Genomic DNA, 15,161 nt, shown 5'->3' with positions numbered 1-15,161 from the left:
ACGCCGCTGCTCGTGCGCGACCTGCTCGATGCGTATGCCGGCGCGATCGCGCCGCCGCCGCAGGTGCCGTATGCCGATGTCGTTCGCGCGCTCGCGACCCGCGATCTCTCCGCAGCGCGCGCCGCCTGGACGGATGCGATGACCGGCGCGCGCCCGACGCTGCTGTTCGAAGGGCAGGCGGCGTCGCCCGATGTGGGCGAGATCGAGTTCGCGCTGCCGGCCGCGCTCGACGCCGCGCTGCGCGCCCGCGCGCGCGAACGCGGACTCACCGTCAACACCGTGATGCAGGGCGCCTGGGCGGCGCTGCTCGCGACGCTGACCGGTCGTGACGACGTCGTGTTCGGCGCGCCGGTGTCGGGACGCTTCGGCGCGCTCGCCGGTATCGCCGATCACATCGGCCTGTTCAGCAACACCGTACCGGTGCGCCTGCGCCTGACCCCGCACGAACCGCTGCTGCGGCAGCTCGAACGGCTGCAGGCGCAGCAGATCGCGCTGCTCGAACACGACGGGCTCGGTCTCGCGGAAATCCAGCGCCTGGCCCACACGAATCCGCTGTTCGACACCTTGCTGGTCAGCGAGAACTATCCCGACGACGCGTCGCTGCACGCGCGCGACTACGCCGGCGCGCGGCTGGCCGGCCTGCGCAATCGCGGCTACACGCACTATCCGCTGACCGTGCTCGTCCTGCCCGGCGAGACGCTGCAGCTCATCGTCGAATACCGCGACGTCGTGCGCGAACCGCAGCGCGTCGTCGGGCGGCTGCTGCATCTGCTGCAGCATCTGGCCGACGACGCGACGACGCCGTGGTCGCGCTTCGATCCGCGGCTCGCGGACGAGCGCGCGCTCGTCGACGCCGTGAACGCGACCGCGCATCCGGTGCCCGCGACGACGCTCTGCGCGCTGATTGCGGCGCAGATCGCGCGCACGCCGCAGGCAACGGCGCTGCAGGACATCCGGGATTCGTTGACTTATGCACAGATGGACCGCCAGGCCGGCGCGCTCGCGGCGCGTCTGCAGGCGGCCGGCGTGCGCCTCGGCGACATCGTCGCGGTCGCGCTGCCGCGCTCGGTGCGGCTCAGCGTCGCGCTGCTCGCGGTGCAGCGGGCCGGCGCGGCCTATCTGCCGCTCGACACGGGCTATCCGGACGAACGCCTCGCCTACATGGTCTCCGACGCGCAGCCGCGTCTGCTGATCGCGACCGGCGACCTCGCCGCGCGCTTCGGCGCGTTTGCGCCGGTGCTGCTGTTCGATGCGCTCGCGGCCGACGACGAAACGGCGGCGCCGTCGCTGCCGGCGCTCGCACCGCAGCACGCGGCGTATCTGCTGTACACCTCGGGCTCGACCGGGCGGCCCAAGGGCGTGCTCGTTTCGCACGAAGCCATCGTGAACCGGCTGCTGTGGATGCAGCACGAATACGCGCTCGCCGCCGACGACACCGTGCTGCAGAAGACCCCGAGCAGCTTCGACGTGTCGGTCTGGGAGTTCTTCTGGCCGCTGCTCGTCGGCGCGCGGCTGTTTCTCGCGCCGCCCGACGCGCATCGCGATCCCGAGGAACTGCTGCGCGTCATCGAGGCGCAGCGCGTCACGACGCTGCATTTCGTGCCGTCGATGCTTGCCGCATTCGTCGCGCATCTGCGCACGTTGCCCGACGCGACCGCGCGCTGCACGGATCTGCGCCGCGTGTTCTGCAGCGGCGAAGCATTGCCGCGCGATCTCGCGCAGCGCTGGACGCCGCTGCAGTCCGCACCGCTGCACAACCTCTACGGTCCGACCGAGGCGGCCGTCGACGTGACGTTCAAGGCGGCGGCGGACGACGACGCCGGTACGCGCGTCGCGGCGAGCGTGCCGATCGGGCGGCCGGTCTGGAATACACAACTGCGCATATTGGATGCACAGTTGCGGCCGGTGCCGGTGGGCGCGCCCGGCGAGTTGTATCTGTGCGGCGTGCAGCTCGCCGATGGTTATCGCGGCCGCGCTGCGCTGACCGCGACGCGCTTCGTCGCCGATCCGTTCGGCGACGGCGCGCGCATGTACCGCACCGGCGACATCGCGCGCTGGCTCGGCACCGGCGACGTGGAATACCTCGGCCGCTGCGACGACCAGCTGAAGATCCGCGGCCAGCGCATCGAACTCGGCGAAATAGAAGCGGTGCTCACGGCGCAACCGGGTGTCGCGCAGGCCGTCGTCGTCGCGCGCGTGATCGGCGTCGCCGGCACGGACGGCGACGCGCGCCAGCTCGTCGGCTACGTGGTGCCGCGAAACGCGCAAGCGTTCGACGCGTCGACGTTGCGCACGGCGCTCGCGCAACAGTTGCCGGCGCACATGGTCCCGGTCGCGTTCGTCGAGCTCGCGGCGCTGCCGCTGAGCACGAGCGGCAAGCTCGACCGCCAGGCGCTGCCGGCGCCGGAACTCCACAGCAGCGATGCGCGTGAGCCGCAGACCGAACTCGAACGGCTGATCGCGCGGGCGTTCGCCCAGGTGCTCGAACGCGACACGGTCGCCGCCGATGCGGATTTCTTCGCACTCGGCGGCCATTCGCTGGCCGCGATGCGCCTGGCCGCCGAACTGCGTCGCGTGCTGCAGCGGCCCGTATCGGTCGGGCAGATCATGGGCGCGGCCAGCGTCGCGACGCTCGCCGCGCTGCTGTCGGCTACGGATGGCGCCGCCGCGGCGAACGCCGGCTTCGGCGAGATCCTGTCGCTGCGCGCCGGCGAGGGCATGCCGCTCGTCTGCATCCATCCCGCGTCGGGTTTCGCCTGGCAGTACGCGGGACTCGCGCGTTATCTGCCCGAAGGGCTGCCGCTGATCGGCCTGCAGTCGCCGCGGCCTGACGGCGCGATCGCCGCGAGCGCCGACATGGACGCGGTCTGCGAACGGCATCTGGCGAACCTGCGCCGCGTGCAGCCGCAGGGGCCCTACCGGCTGCTCGGCTATTCGCTCGGCGGCACCGTCGCGCACGGCATCGCCGCGCGGCTGCGCGCGGCCGGCGAAACCGTCGCGTTTCTCGGACTGCTGGATACATATCCACCCGAAGGACAGGACTGGAGCGGACCTGCCGAGGCCGAGGCGCAGTCGGAAGTCGAGCGCGAGCAGGCGCAGTTCCTGGCCGCGGCCGACACCGACGACGACGCCTTGGTGCAGCGCGAGAAGGCCGCGATGTTCGAGCGCATCGTCGCGAACTACCAGGACGCCGTGCGGCTGCTGTCGCAGGCGCGCACGCCGAAGCTCGCCGGCGACGCGGTGCTGTTCGTCGCGACGCGCACCTTGCCCGCAGGCTGGGACGTGCGCGACAGCTGGGCGCCGTATCTCGATGCGCTGCACGTGCACGAGCTCGACTGCGCGCACGAGGATCTGCTCGATCCGCAGAACCTGCAGGCGGTCGGTGCGTTGCTCGCGCAGCGCCTGCGCGATTCGGGCATCGGTTGACGGCGCACTCGCGCGACGCCGTTGCGCGTCGCGGGAGCGATCAGCGCGCGCGGCCGCGCGGAATCACGAGCGGCGTGCCGCTGACCGGATCGTCGATGACGAGGCAGTCGAGGTCGAACACGGCGCGCACCAGCGCGGCGTCGACGATCCGTGCCGGCGGGCCCTCGGCGACGACGCGGCCGTCGCGCAGCGCGATCAGATGGTCGGCATAGCGACAGGCCTGATTCAGGTCGTGCAGCACCGCGACGAGCGTGCGGCCCTGTTCGCGGTTGAGCCGGCGGAACAGCTCGAGCAGGTCGATCTGGTGACTGAGGTCGAGATAGGTCGTCGGCTCGTCGAGCAGCAGCAGCGGCGTTTCCTGGGCGAGCGCGAGCGCGACCCAGACGCGCTGGCGCTGGCCGCCGGAGAGTTCGTCGACGCGGCGGTCGGCGAGTGCGGCGACATCGGTCGCCGCCATTGCCGCGGCGACGGCGTCGGCGTCGGCGCGGCTCCATTGCCGCAGCAGCGTCTGGTGCGGGTAGCGCCCGCGCGCGACGAGTTCGGCGACGCGGATGCCATCGGGCACGAGCGCACCCTGCGGCAGCAGACCGAGTTCGCGCGCGAGATCGCGCACGGGGCGTTCGCGGATGTCGCGGCCGTCGAGCAGCACGCGGCCGCCCGCCGCTGCGAGCAGCCGGCAGAGGCTGCGCAGCAGGGTCGACTTGCCGCAGCCGTTCGGGCCGACGATGACGCTGAAGCGTTGTGCAGGAATGGATAGATCCAGATCGCTGCAGATCGCGCGCGCGCCGTAGCGCAGCTGCAGCGCTTCGGTATGCAGGCCCGCGGGACGCGGGCGGCGGTGTTCGGAGGCGTCGGCCATGGCGGGGCTCTCAGGTGGGCGCGAGCGGGGCAGGGCGGCGCAGCAGGAGTACGACGAGATAGACGCCGCCGAGGCAGCTCGTCACGAGTCCGACCGGCAGCTGGTGCGGCGCGAACGCATGCTGCGCGAGGAGATCCGCCCCGAGCAGCAGCAGCGCACCGACCACGGCGCTGCGATGCAGGCCGCCGCCGAGCCGCCGTGCAATCGCCGGCGCGGCGAGCGCGACGAAGGCGATCGGCCCGCAGGCCGCGGTCGCGGCGGCGCTCAGGATCACGCCGAGCGCGAGCAGCGCGTTGCGCGTCGCACGCACCGGCACGCCGAGCGTGCCGGCGCTCGCGTCGCCGAGTTCGAGCAGGCGCAGCCGCCGCGCGAGCGCGCAGCCGATGCAGAGCGCCGCGACGGCGATCGCCGCGGCCGGCAGGCCCTTCGCCCAGCTCATGCCGTTGAGCGACCCGGCGCCCCAGAGCGCCGCGCCCATCGCCGTATCGAGATCGGCGCGCAGCGACAGCCAGAGATTGACCGCGCCGAGCAGCGCGCTGACGCCGACGCCGATGAGGATCAGGCGCAGCCCCTGCAGACCGCGTCCCGCGCTGAGCAGCCAGACGAGCGCCGCGGCGCCGAGCCCGCCGACGATCGCGCCGAGCGCGATTGCGCCGTGGCCGCCGTGCAGCAGCGTGATGACGACCAGCGCGCCGGTATGCGCGCCGCTGTTGAAGCCGACGAGGTCGGGGCTGCCGAGCGGATTGCGGATCAGCGACTGGAACAGCGCGCCGGACATGCCGAGCGCCGCGCCGAACACGAGTGCGAACAGCGCGCGCGGCAGGCGCCAGTGCAGCACGATGGTCTGCAGGCGCGACGGCGCGTCGCTGCGCAGCAGCGCGAACGGATCGGCGCCGTCGCCGCCGAGCCGTCCGCTGCGCAGCGCGATCGCGACGAGCGCCAGCGCGAGCGCGATGCAGGCAAGATCGATCAGTGCGCGCCGGGGTTGCCAGCGCAGACTCAGCGGACCGTCGAGGCTGCCGATCAGATGGTCGCGCGCGGGCATCAGGCGTCGCTCCGCTCGCGGCGCGCGAACGCGATCAGCACCGGGGCGCCGACGAACGCCGTCACGACGGCGACGCGCAGTTCGCCCGCGACGATCACGCGGCCGACGATGTCGGCCGCGAGCAGCAGTACCGGTCCGAGCACCGCGCTGAACGCGAACACCCAGCGCAGCTCGGCGCCGCCGAGCCGGCGCGCGAACTGCGGAATCATCAGTCCGACGAACGCGATCGGCCCGGCGGCGGCCGTGGTCGCGCCGCAGAGCAGCGCAATCGCGACGATGACGACGGACTGCAGTCGTCGCGGGTTCGCGCCGAGCGCGCGCGCCAGCGTGTCGCCAAGCACGAGCGCATCGAGCGGTCGCGCGAGCAGCGCGCAGAGCGCGATGCCGAGCGCGATCGGTGCGGCGACGCAACGCGTCAGCGCGCCGTCGCGCACGGCGAGCGTGCCGGCGCTCCAGTGGCGGATCGCATCGAAGGCCGGCGTATCGAACAGCGTCAGCGCCGATGAGAAACCCATGAGCACCGCGCTCAGCGCGATGCCGGCGAGCACGAATCGCGCGGGCTCGGTCGCGCCGGCGGTTGCACCAAGCCAGTAGACGAGCGCCGCTGCCGCGGCCGCGCCGCAGAATGCGAACGCGAGCAGCGGACCAGGCTGGCTCGCGCCGAACAAGGCGACGCCGAGCACCATCGCGAAGCTCGCGCCCGCGTTGACGCCGAGCAGTCCCGGATCGGCGAGCGGATTGCGCGTGAGTGCCTGCGCGAGCGCGCCGGAAAGTGCGAGCGCGGTTCCGGCCAGCAGACCGAGCAGGGTCCGCGGCAGGCGTCCTTCGCGCACGATCACCGCATCGGCGTCGATGCCACGGCCGAACAAGGCATCGATCACGCTGCCGATCGCGATGGGCTTTGCGCCGATCAGCACGCTCGCGATCGCCGCGCCGACCAGCGCGGCGACGCAGAGCAGCAGTCGTGTCGCGCGCGCGTCGCGCGCCGGCATCAGCGATGGAACGGCCACAACTGACAAATGCGAATAGTTCTGATTTCGATTCGTTCATGGTAGCATGGCGGTCCGCTCGGATGGCACCGACGGCAGGCAAGCGCGAGGTCGCGATTCGGCGTTCGACGAACAGCCGATTCGCCGCAGCAGTGCAATGCGCCGTCCCTTGAGGCTCGCCGCCGCGCATGCGTTCTCCTTCGTTGTTCGTCGATGTCGGTCTGCTGCGGCAGAACGCGCATTTCCGCGCCGTTTTCGTCGCGCGTCTCATGTCCGTGTTCGCGCTCGGCCTGCTCACGGTCGCCGTGCCCGTGCAGATCCATGCCTTGACCGGCTCGGCCCTGCAGGTCGGCTTCGCGCTCGCGCTCGACGGCGCCGGCATGTTCATCGGATTGCTCTGCGGCGGCGTCTGTGCGGATCGCTACGACCGCCGCCGTCTGATTCTGTCGGCGCGCGCGCTCTGCGGCATCGGCTTCCTGGCGCTCGCGCTCAACAGCTTCGTCGCGGCGCCGTCGCTCGTCGCGCTGTATATCGTGTCGTTCTGGGACGGCTTCTTCGGCGCGATGGGCATCACCGCGTTGATGGCCGCGATACCGGGCCTCGTCGGTCGCGAGCATCTGCCGGCCGCCGGCGCGCTCAGCATGATGACGACGCGCTTCGGTGCCGTGCTCGCGCCGCTGGTCGGCAGCGTCGTGATCGCGGCGGCCGGCGTGCGCTGGAACTATCTGCTGGCCGGCATCGGCACGCTCGCTACATTGCTGCCATTGCGTCGCCTGCCGTCACTGCAGCCGGCCGGCAGCGCCGCTGAGAATCCGCTGCACGCGCTCGCCGAAGGGCTGCGTTTCCTGCTGCGCAATCGCATCGCCGGCGCCGTCGTCGCACTGGGCACGGTGCAGGCTTTGCTGAGCGCGGTGCGCGTGCTGTTCGCCGCGCTGTCGACCGGCAGCTACGGCGATATCGCGATCGGCGTCGGGCTGCTGTTCTCGGCCGTGCCGCTCGGTGCGTTGATCGGAGCGGTCACGAGCGGCTGGGTCGGCGGACTGCGCCGCCCGGGTCTGGTGCTGATTGCCTGCGTCGTCGCGGCGGCGCTGCTGATCGCCGCACTTGGATTTGTCACGCACATCGCGCCGGCACTGGTCGCGCTCGTGCTGCTCGGCTATGTCGGATCGATCGCGTCGCTGCTGCAGTTCGTGCTCGTGCAGCGGCATACGCCCGACGAACTGCTGGGTCGCGTCAACAGTCTCTGGAGCGCGCAGGACGTCGTCGGCGATTCCGCCGGCGCGCTCGGCATCGGCGTGCTCGCGCGTGCGTTCGCGCCGGCGTTCGCGGTTGGCGCGTTCGGGCTCGCCGCCGCGGCGCTCGCCGCGGCACTCGGTATCGCCTCGCGTCAGTTGCGCGCGCTCGACACCGGAACCCCGGACCACGCGCCGCTGCAGCAGGGCGCGGGTTCGTAGTCCGGACTCAATGAAAGCGTTCGCGCAATCGCGCCAGCAGGTGCCGCGAGCTGTAGTAGTCGAGCCGGAACGTGTCCGTGCCGAGCGCATGCACGCGGCCGGCCTGCACCGCTGCATTCGCGGCAAGAAACGGATTCGCGCGCAGTCGCGCCGTGTCGGCGTCGTCGGCCGAGAACAGCAGCAAGGTCGCGCCGGTGAGTCCCTGCGGAAACGTCTCGCCGGACAACTGCACGATGTCCTTGCGTCGGCCCATGCTGAAATCGCCGCGCACGCCGTCGGGAATCGGCGCGAGCGTGAAGCCGAGATCGGCGAGCAGGCGTCCCTGCGCCGACTCGCTCGTCCAGAGATTCGCGCCGGAGTCGTCCTCGTAATAGGCCAGTGCGGTCACCGGCTGCGGCGGCAGCGCGAGCGCGGCGCGCGTGCGCGCGACGTCGGCGGCGAAGGTGTCGATGGCCTTCGCGGCCTGCGTATCGCGCCCGGTCGCGCGGCCGAGCAGCACGGCAAGTTCCTGCCAGCTCTTGTCGTCGTAGTTGACCACGAGCACCGGCGCGACCTGCGCGAGCTGGTCGTAGAGCTTCAGCGCGGAATCGCCGCCGGTGCCGGCGATGACGACGAGGTCGGGTTCCGCCGCGACGATCGCCTCGGCGTCGGCTTCGCCCTGATAGAGCGGCGTCACGCCGCGCGCCTGCGCGACGTCGCCCCATTGCCGGAAGAAACCCTGCGTGTCGCTGACGCTGCTGTTCGCGCGCGTCGCGCCGCTCGCGACGACCGGCGCGTCGATCGTCAGCAGCGTGCCGGTCAGCGTGACGCTCGTCGAGACGATGCGCTGCGGTGCGCGTGCCAGCGTAAGTGCGCCGCGCGGCGTGTCGATCGTGCGCGGCCAGCCGGCGCCGGAGGTCTGCGTGACGACGGCGTGCGACGCGGTCGACGGCGGATCGGTCGACGGCGTGCAGGCGGAAAGCAGGACTGCGGCCGCCAGCAGGCACGCAGCGCCGCGATGCGGAATATGGGAATTGTGCAGAACGGATCGCAAGGACATGGCGATGGCAACAGGGAAGTGTGTTCGGACGGGAGACGCAGGCCTTGCGCCCATTGACGGCGGCGGCTTCTCACACTAGTGTACAACGGGATGCGAATAATTCGCATTATCATTTAATCGAGGAATCACTCATGAACCCGCAGCCTGCGGGCGCGGCGTCATCCGCGTCCGACGCCGGCTTTCTGTTCCTGTCGCCGCACCGCTCGGTGCGCGCGCGCGGCATCGCCGCGCAGATCACGGCGCCGGCGCGCGCCGGCCGCGACACCGACGCGTTCCGGCGCGACGTCGAAGCGGCGCTGGCCGTTCCGCGCGCCGACGGGCGCAAGCCGATCCTGATCGGCGCGATTCCGTTCGACCTGACTCAGCCCTCGTGCCTCCACATCCCGCAGGAATACGCGTTCTTCGAACGCGGCGCGGCCGCGGCGGCGGCGTCGCAGACCGGCGCGGCCGAAGTGGTCGCCGCGCGCAGCATTCCCGACGAGCCCACGTTCAAGGCCGGCGTGAATCAGGCGATCGCGAATTTCCAGCACAGCCCGATCAAGAAGGCGGTGCTGTCGCGCATCCTCGAAATGCGGCTGGCCGAGCCGGTCGACGTCACGCAGCTGTTCGCGAACCTCATTGCGCAGAATCCGAGCGGCTTTCATTTCCGCCTGCCGCTCCAGGACGGCGCCGCGCTGATCGGTGCGAGTCCGGAGCTGCTGCTGCGCAAGCACGGCGCGCACGTTCACTCCAATCCGCTGGCCGGCTCGGCGAAGCGGCAGACCGATCCGGATGCCGACCGGCGTGTCGCCGAGACGCTGCGCGAGTCGGCCAAGGACTTGTACGAACATCGGCTCGTCATCGACGAGATCCGCGCGGTGCTCGCGGACCATTGCCGCGAACTGCGCGTGCCCGGGGCACCGAGCCTGATCTCGACCGCGGCGATGTGGCACCTGTCGACCGCGATCGACGGCGTGCTCGCCGATCCGCGGCAGTCCGTGCTCGATCTCGCGTGCCGGCTGCATCCGACGCCGGCGGTCTGCGGTTCGCCGACGGCGCTGTCGCGCAAGCTCATCGATCTGATCGAACCGTTCGAACGCGGCCTGTTCAGCGGCATGGTCGGCTGGTGCGATGCCGACGGCGACGGCGAGTGGGTCGTGACGATCCGCTGCGGCGTCGTGCAGCGCGACCTCGTGCGGCTGTTTGCCGGCGCCGGCATCGTCGAGGCCTCGTGCCCCGACAGCGAATGGCGCGAGACGCAGGCCAAGCTCGGCACGATGCTCAGCGCGTTCGGCATCGCCGCGGGTTCGCTGCTGCCATGAGCGTCGCGTTCACGCCGTGGCCGGCTGCCGACGCGGCGCGCTATCGCGCGCGCGGCTACTGGATCGACCGGCCGCTGCAGGCATCGCTGGAGACGCGGGCCGCGCGATGCCCCGATGCGATCGCCGTGATCTGCGGCGAGCGGCACTGGAGCTACGCGGAACTCGATGCGCGCGCGACGCGGCTCGCCGCGCGCTTGCAGGCGCATGGATTGCGCCGCTACGACACCGCGCTCGTGCAGCTGCCGAACGTCGCCGAGTTCCATGCCGTGTTCTTCGCGCTGCTGAAGCTCGGGGTCGTACCCGTCAACGCGCTGTACAGCCATCAGCGGCTCGAACTGACCGCGTACGCGCAGCAGGTACGTCCCGCGCTTCTGATCGGCTGCGCCGGACATGCGCTGTTCGGCGACGGCCGCTTCGTCGACGCGCTGTCGGCGCAACTGCCGCGGCCGCCGCGCGTGCTCCTGCGCGGCGGCAGCGGCGAGGCGAGTCTGGAGCGCGCGCTGGATGCGCACGTCGACGCGCTCGAGCCGACGCCGACGCGTGCCGACGAAGTTGCCTTTTTCCAATTGTCCGGCGGCAGCACGGGCACGCCGAAGCTGATTCCGCGCACGCACAACGACTACGACTACAGCATCCGCGCGAGCGCGCAGATCTGCGCGCTGACGCCGCAGACGCGCTATCTCGGCGCGCTGCCGTGCGCACACAATTTCGCGCTGAGTTCGCCGGGCTCGCTGGGCGTCTTCCATGCCGGCGGCACGCTCGTGCTCGCGCGGCATCCGGAACCGCTGCACTGTTTCGACCTGATCGAACGCCACCGCGTCACGATGGCGGCGCTCGTGCCGCCGGCCGTCGCCTTGTGGCTCGGCGCTGCGCCGGCGCACCGCGCGCGTCTGACGTCGCTGCGACTGCTGCAGGTCGGCGGCGCGAATTTCAGCGAGTCGCTCGCGCGGCGCGTGCCCGAGACGCTCGGCTGCCGGCTGCAGCAGGTCTTCGGCATGGCCGAAGGGCTCGTCAACTACACGCGTCTGGACGATGACGACGAGCGCGTGTTCACGACGCAGGGCCGGCCCATCAGCCCTGACGATGAGATCCGCATCGTCGACGAGGACGATGTCGACGTCGCCGAGGGCGAGGCCGGCCTGCTGCTGACGCGCGGGCCGTATACGCTGCGCGGCTACTTCGACGCGCCCGCCTACAACCGGCGCGCGTTCGACGCCGACGGCTGGTATCGCTCGGGCGACCTCGTGCGCCGCGACGCGCAGGGCTATCTGCGCGTGGTCGGGCGCGTCAAGGACCAGGTCAACCGCGGCGGCGAGAAGATCGCGGCCGAGGAGATCGAAGACCTGCTGCGCCGCCACGAGGCCGTGGTCGACGCGGCCGTCGTTGCGATGCCCGACGCGCTGCTCGGCGAGAAGACCTGCGCCTTCGTCGTCAGCCGCAACGCCGACCTGCGCGCGATCAGCCTGCGCAAACACCTGCGCGAATCCGGCATCGCCGAGTTCAAGCTGCCCGACCGCGTCGAGTTCGTCGCCGACCTGCCGCTGACCGCCGTCGGCAAGATCGACAAGCAGCGGCTGCGGCGCCAGTTTCCTTCACCGGTGAGTCCGTCATGACGATTCCCTCGCTCGTTTCCTATGCACTGCCGGCGCGCGACAGCCTGCCGGCCAATCGCGTCGACTGGCGCTTCGATCCGGCGCGCGGTGCGCTGCTGATCCACGACATGCAGGACTACTTCGTGCGCTTCTGGGGTACCGACAGCGCGCTCGTGCGCGAAGTCGAACGCAACACGGCGCGCGTGCGCGACTGGTGCAGGCGCCATGGCGTGCCGGTTTTCTACACCGCGCAGCCGGCGGAGCAGACGCCCGCCGAGCGTGCGCTGCTCAACGACATGTGGGGACCGGGACTCACGGCCGCCGATCCCGCGCTCGCCGCGATCGTGCCGGCGCTGCGGCCCGACGCCGGCGACGTCGTGCTGACCAAGTGGCGCTACAGCGCGTTCCAGCGTTCGGATTTCGAAGAACGCCTGCGCGCGGCCGGTCGCGATCAGCTCGTGATCTGCGGCATCTACGCACACATCGGCGTCATGATGACGGCCGCCGATGCGTTCATGCGCGACGTGCAGCCGTTCGTCGTCGCCGACGCCGTCGCCGATTTTTCCGCCGAACGTCACCGCTTCGCGCTCGACTACATCGCGACGCGCTGCGGCAGCGTCATCGAGACGCGCGATCTCGTGGCCGACGAAAACCTGCCGCTGCCGACCTTCGCCGGACTGCGCGCGCGTCTTTCCGCGCTGACCGGCATTGCCGAGGCCGAATTCGACGCCGACGAGAACCTCGTCGACTACGGTCTCGATTCGATCCGCGTGATGACGCTGGCCGGCGAGTGGAAGGCGGCCGGCGTCGACATCGGCTTCGACGCGCTCGCGCGCACGCCGAGCCTGAACGGCTGGTGGTCGCTGATCGCTGCGCAGCTGTCGCAGCGCGACGCGCGCAAGGCCGCATGAACTTCGCGGGCCAGCGGGTCTGGGTCACCGGCGCAGGGCAGGGCATAGGTCGGCGCATCGCCGAACGCTTCCTCGGCGCGGGCGCCGACGTGGTCGGCCTCGACCGGCGTTTCGACGCGCCGTTCGGCGGCACGGCGATCGAACTCGACATCGCCGACGCGGCCCGGGTCGCGGCCGTCTGTGCAGGACTGTTCGATGCGGCGCCGCGGCTCGACGTGCTCGTGCATGCGGCCGGCGTGCTGCGGCTCGGCGCGGTCGACGAACTCGACGAAGCCGACTGGCGCGCCTGCGTCGACACGAATGCCGGCGGCGCGTTTCACCTGCTGCGCGCGGTCGTGCCGGTGTTCAAGCGCCAGCGCGGCGGTGCGATCGTCTGCGTCGGGTCGAACGCCGCGCGCGTGCCGCGCCTGGGCATGGCGGCCTACTGCGCGTCGAAAGCCGCACTCGTCAGCCTGAGCCATTGCGCCGCGCTCGAACTCGCGCCGTATGGCGTGCGCTGCAACCTCGTCTCGCCGGGATCGACCGACACGCCGATGCTGCGCGGCATGTGGTCCGACGAGGAAGGCCGCGGACGCACGATCGCGGGCGATCCGGCGAGCTGGCGGCTCGGCATTCCGCTGAACAAGATCGCGAGCGTCGACGACGTCGCGAACGCGGTGCTGTTCCTCGCCTCGGACCTGGCCGGCCATGTGACCATGCACGACCTCGTCGTCGACGGCGGCGCGTCGCTCGCGGCATAGCAATCCGGTTCAATCCGCGCGGCATCGCGCGCGCCTAGACTGCGCCTTTCCGCGCGGAGCAGGGGCATGAGCGAGACCATCAGTTGGGCCGACTTCGAGAAGGTCGTGATCGCAGTCGGCACGGTCGTGCGCGCCGAACGCAACGAACAGGCGCGCAAGCCCGCGTTGAAAGTCTGGGTCGACTTCGGACCCTATGGCGAAAAGAAGACGAGTGCGCAGATCGCGGCGTTGTATACGCCGGAACAAATCGTCGGACGCCAGGTCGTCGGCGTCATCAACTTTCCGCCGAAGCAGATCGGACCATTCATGTCCGAATTCCTGCTGACCGGCTTCACGACCGACGACGGCGTCGTGCTGGCGGCCGTGGAGCGGGCCGTGCCGAACGGGACGAGGCTCGCTTGAGGTAGGTTGGGGTGAGCCGAAGGCGACCCCCATCATCGAGGTGTTCGCCTCCGGCGCATGCCCGGGGAAGGAAAATCACGTGCGGCACTCGTGATTCGTGCCGCAGGTCCGGGTTCCACCGCCACGGGTTCTTCGCAGCGGAACCCCCGTGATGTTGGGGTTCGCCTGCGGCTCACCCCAACCTGCGTCTCCTTTAGAGTGCCTCGAAGATCCCGGCCGCGCCCATGCCGGTGCCGATGCACATGGTCACCATGCCGTACTTCTGCTTGCGGCGGCGCAGGCCGTGCACGAGCGTCGCGGCGCGGATCGCACCGGTCGCACCGAGCGGATGGCCGAGCGCGATCGCGCCGCCGAGCGGATTGACCTTCGACGCATCGAGGCCGACGTCGCGAATCACGGCGAGCGCCTGGGCGGCGAACGCTTCGTTGAGTTCGATCCAGTCGAGCTGGTCCTTCGTGAGGCCGGCCTGCTTGAGCGCCTTCGGGATCGCGGCGATCGGACCGATGCCCATGATTTCCGGCGGCACGCCGGCGACCGAGAACGAGACGAAGCGCGCGAGCGGCGTCAGGCCGTAGTCCTTGATCGCCTGCTCGCTCGCGAGCAGCACGGCACCGGCGCCGTCGGACATCTGCGACGCGTTGCCGGCCGTGACCGAGCCGCCCATGCGGAACACGGGCTTGAGCTTGGCGAGGCCTTCGGCCGTCGTGTCCTTGCGCGGGCCTTCGTCGGTGTCGATCGTGCGCGTGTCGGCGACGAGGCCGCGCGTAACGAGGTTCGGGTAGTTGTCGGCCAGCGCGTACGGTGAAATTTCGCTGTTGAATTCACCGGCCGCGATCGCGGCGAGCGCCTTCTGGTGCGAGGCCAGCGCGAACGCGTCCTGGTCTTCGCGGCTGACCTTCCACTGTTCGGCGACCTTTTCCGCGGTGATGCCCATGCCGTAGGCGATCGCGACGTTCTCGTCGGCGAACACGGCCGGGTTCATCGCGATCTTGTGGCCCATCATCGGCACCATCGACATCGACTCGGTACCGCCGGCCAGCATGAGGTCGGCATCGCCGGTGCGGATGCGGTCGGCCGCCATCGCGATGGCCTGCACGCCCGACGAACAGAAGCGGTTGATCGTGACCGCGGCGACGGTGTGCGGCAGGCCGGCGAGCAAGGTGCCGATGCGCGCGACGTTCATGCCTTGCTCGGCTTCCGGCATCGCGCAGCCGATCACCGCGTCGTCGATGCGGTTGACGTCGACGCCCGGGGCCTGGGCGATGACGTTGCGGAGCACGTGCGCGAGCAGGTCGTCCGGCCGCGTGTTGCGGAACGCGCCGCGCGGCGCCTTGCCCACGGCGGTGCGCGTCGCGGCGACGATGTAGACATCCTGGATTTGCTTGGTCATTGCGGGATCCTCG

At 70.9% G+C, this 15,161-nt stretch carries 12 protein-coding genes; 7 read left to right on the top strand and 5 right to left on the bottom strand.

Annotated features, from left to right (window positions below; genetic code table 11):
* Positions 1 to 3,426 (top strand): amino acid adenylation domain-containing protein (locus VLF18_RS16145; protein ID WP_325280655.1); only part of this gene is annotated, 3,426 nt, incomplete at its 5' end.
* A 40-nt stretch (positions 3,427 to 3,466) separates the two neighbouring features.
* Here the strand turns inward: VLF18_RS16145 and VLF18_RS16140 are convergent.
* Genes VLF18_RS16140 through VLF18_RS16130 form a run of 3 tightly spaced genes read right to left on the bottom strand, consistent with a single transcriptional unit; the run spans position 3,467 to position 6,340 of the window.
* Positions 3,467 to 4,285 (bottom strand): ABC transporter ATP-binding protein, encoded by an 819-nt coding sequence (locus tag VLF18_RS16140; RefSeq protein WP_325280654.1) that lies wholly within the window; start codon positions 4,283 to 4,285, stop codon positions 3,467 to 3,469.
* Positions 4,286 to 4,295: 10 nt separating this feature from the next.
* Positions 4,296 to 5,330: an iron chelate uptake ABC transporter family permease subunit gene (locus tag VLF18_RS16135; protein ID WP_325280653.1), complete on the bottom strand. Its 1,035-nt coding sequence runs from the start codon at positions 5,328 to 5,330 to the stop codon at positions 4,296 to 4,298.
* Entirely contained in the window at positions 5,330 to 6,340 is a 1,011-nt protein-coding gene (locus VLF18_RS16130) for an iron chelate uptake ABC transporter family permease subunit (RefSeq protein ID WP_325280652.1), read from the bottom strand. The genes VLF18_RS16135 and VLF18_RS16130 overlap by 1 nt, the downstream gene beginning before the upstream one ends.
* Before the next feature lie 167 nt (positions 6,341 to 6,507).
* On the opposite strand from VLF18_RS16130, the gene entS reads away from it, so the two are divergent.
* Complete coding sequence (entS, locus tag VLF18_RS16125; RefSeq protein ID WP_325280651.1) at positions 6,508 to 7,773, top strand: enterobactin transporter EntS; 1,266 nt, start codon at positions 6,508 to 6,510, stop codon at positions 7,771 to 7,773.
* 7 nt (positions 7,774 to 7,780) lie between these two features.
* Here entS and fepB read toward each other — a convergent pair whose 3' ends face one another.
* Positions 7,781 to 8,812 carry a Fe2+-enterobactin ABC transporter substrate-binding protein gene (gene fepB / locus VLF18_RS16120; RefSeq protein ID WP_325280650.1) on the bottom strand — a complete coding sequence of 344 codons (1,032 nt, stop codon included), beginning with the start codon at positions 8,810 to 8,812 and terminating at the stop codon, positions 7,781 to 7,783.
* 131 nt (positions 8,813 to 8,943) lie between these two features.
* Here fepB and VLF18_RS16115 point away from each other — a divergent pair, with 131 nt between their 5' ends.
* The 5 genes from VLF18_RS16115 (at position 8,944) to VLF18_RS16095 (ending at position 13,758) form a co-directional block, all read left to right on the top strand.
* Positions 8,944 to 10,113: an isochorismate synthase gene (locus VLF18_RS16115; protein WP_325280649.1), complete on the top strand. Its 1,170-nt coding sequence runs from the start codon at positions 8,944 to 8,946 to the stop codon at positions 10,111 to 10,113.
* Positions 10,110 to 11,726 carry a (2,3-dihydroxybenzoyl)adenylate synthase gene (locus VLF18_RS16110; RefSeq protein WP_325280648.1) on the top strand — a complete coding sequence of 539 codons (1,617 nt, stop codon included), beginning with the start codon at positions 10,110 to 10,112 and terminating at the stop codon, positions 11,724 to 11,726. Before VLF18_RS16115 ends, VLF18_RS16110 begins: the two co-directional genes overlap by 4 nt.
* On the top strand, positions 11,723 to 12,616 hold the full coding sequence (locus tag VLF18_RS16105; protein WP_325280647.1) for an isochorismatase family protein: 894 nt from the start codon (positions 11,723 to 11,725) through the stop codon (positions 12,614 to 12,616). Before VLF18_RS16110 ends, VLF18_RS16105 begins: the two co-directional genes overlap by 4 nt.
* Positions 12,613 to 13,356, top strand: a complete 744-nt coding sequence (gene dhbA / locus VLF18_RS16100; RefSeq protein ID WP_325280646.1) for a 2,3-dihydro-2,3-dihydroxybenzoate dehydrogenase — start codon at positions 12,613 to 12,615, stop codon at positions 13,354 to 13,356. Before VLF18_RS16105 ends, dhbA begins: the two co-directional genes overlap by 4 nt.
* Before the next feature lie 66 nt (positions 13,357 to 13,422).
* A complete protein-coding gene (locus VLF18_RS16095) occupies positions 13,423 to 13,758 on the top strand; it encodes a tRNA-binding protein (RefSeq protein WP_325280645.1) in 336 nt (111 codons plus the stop codon).
* 193 nt (positions 13,759 to 13,951) lie between these two features.
* Here the strand turns inward: VLF18_RS16095 and VLF18_RS16090 are convergent, their stop codons facing one another.
* Positions 13,952 to 15,148 (bottom strand): acetyl-CoA C-acyltransferase, encoded by a 1,197-nt coding sequence (locus VLF18_RS16090; protein ID WP_325280644.1) that lies wholly within the window; start codon positions 15,146 to 15,148, stop codon positions 13,952 to 13,954.
* Positions 15,149 to 15,161 lie beyond the last annotated feature (13 nt).

It is taken from the genome of Tahibacter sp., from assembly GCF_035481375.1.
GTDB lineage: Bacteria > Pseudomonadota > Gammaproteobacteria > Xanthomonadales > Rhodanobacteraceae > Tahibacter.
This window is presented reverse-complemented; position numbering and strand designations above follow the sequence as displayed.

Bases quoted from the DNA above. Each gene is read 5' to 3' on its own strand.
- VLF18_RS16140 (WP_325280654.1), bottom strand. From the start codon at position 4,285: ATGGCCGACGCCTCCGAACACCGCCGCCCGCGTCCCGCGGGCCTGCAT.
- VLF18_RS16135 (WP_325280653.1), bottom strand. From the start codon at position 5,330: ATGCCCGCGCGCGACCATCTGATCGGCAGCCTCGACGGTCCGCTGAGT.
- entS (WP_325280651.1), top strand. From the start codon at position 6,508: ATGCGTTCTCCTTCGTTGTTCGTCGATGTCGGTCTGCTGCGGCAGAAC.
- fepB (WP_325280650.1), bottom strand. From the start codon at position 8,812: ATGTCCTTGCGATCCGTTCTGCACAATTCCCATATTCCGCATCGCGGC.
- VLF18_RS16115 (WP_325280649.1), top strand. From the start codon at position 8,944: ATGAACCCGCAGCCTGCGGGCGCGGCGTCATCCGCGTCCGACGCCGGC.
- VLF18_RS16110 (WP_325280648.1), top strand. From the start codon at position 10,110: ATGAGCGTCGCGTTCACGCCGTGGCCGGCTGCCGACGCGGCGCGCTAT.
- VLF18_RS16105 (WP_325280647.1), top strand. From the start codon at position 11,723: ATGACGATTCCCTCGCTCGTTTCCTATGCACTGCCGGCGCGCGACAGC.
- dhbA (WP_325280646.1), top strand. From the start codon at position 12,613: ATGAACTTCGCGGGCCAGCGGGTCTGGGTCACCGGCGCAGGGCAGGGC.
- VLF18_RS16095 (WP_325280645.1), top strand. From the start codon at position 13,423: ATGAGCGAGACCATCAGTTGGGCCGACTTCGAGAAGGTCGTGATCGCA.
- VLF18_RS16090 (WP_325280644.1), bottom strand. From the start codon at position 15,148: ATGACCAAGCAAATCCAGGATGTCTACATCGTCGCCGCGACGCGCACC.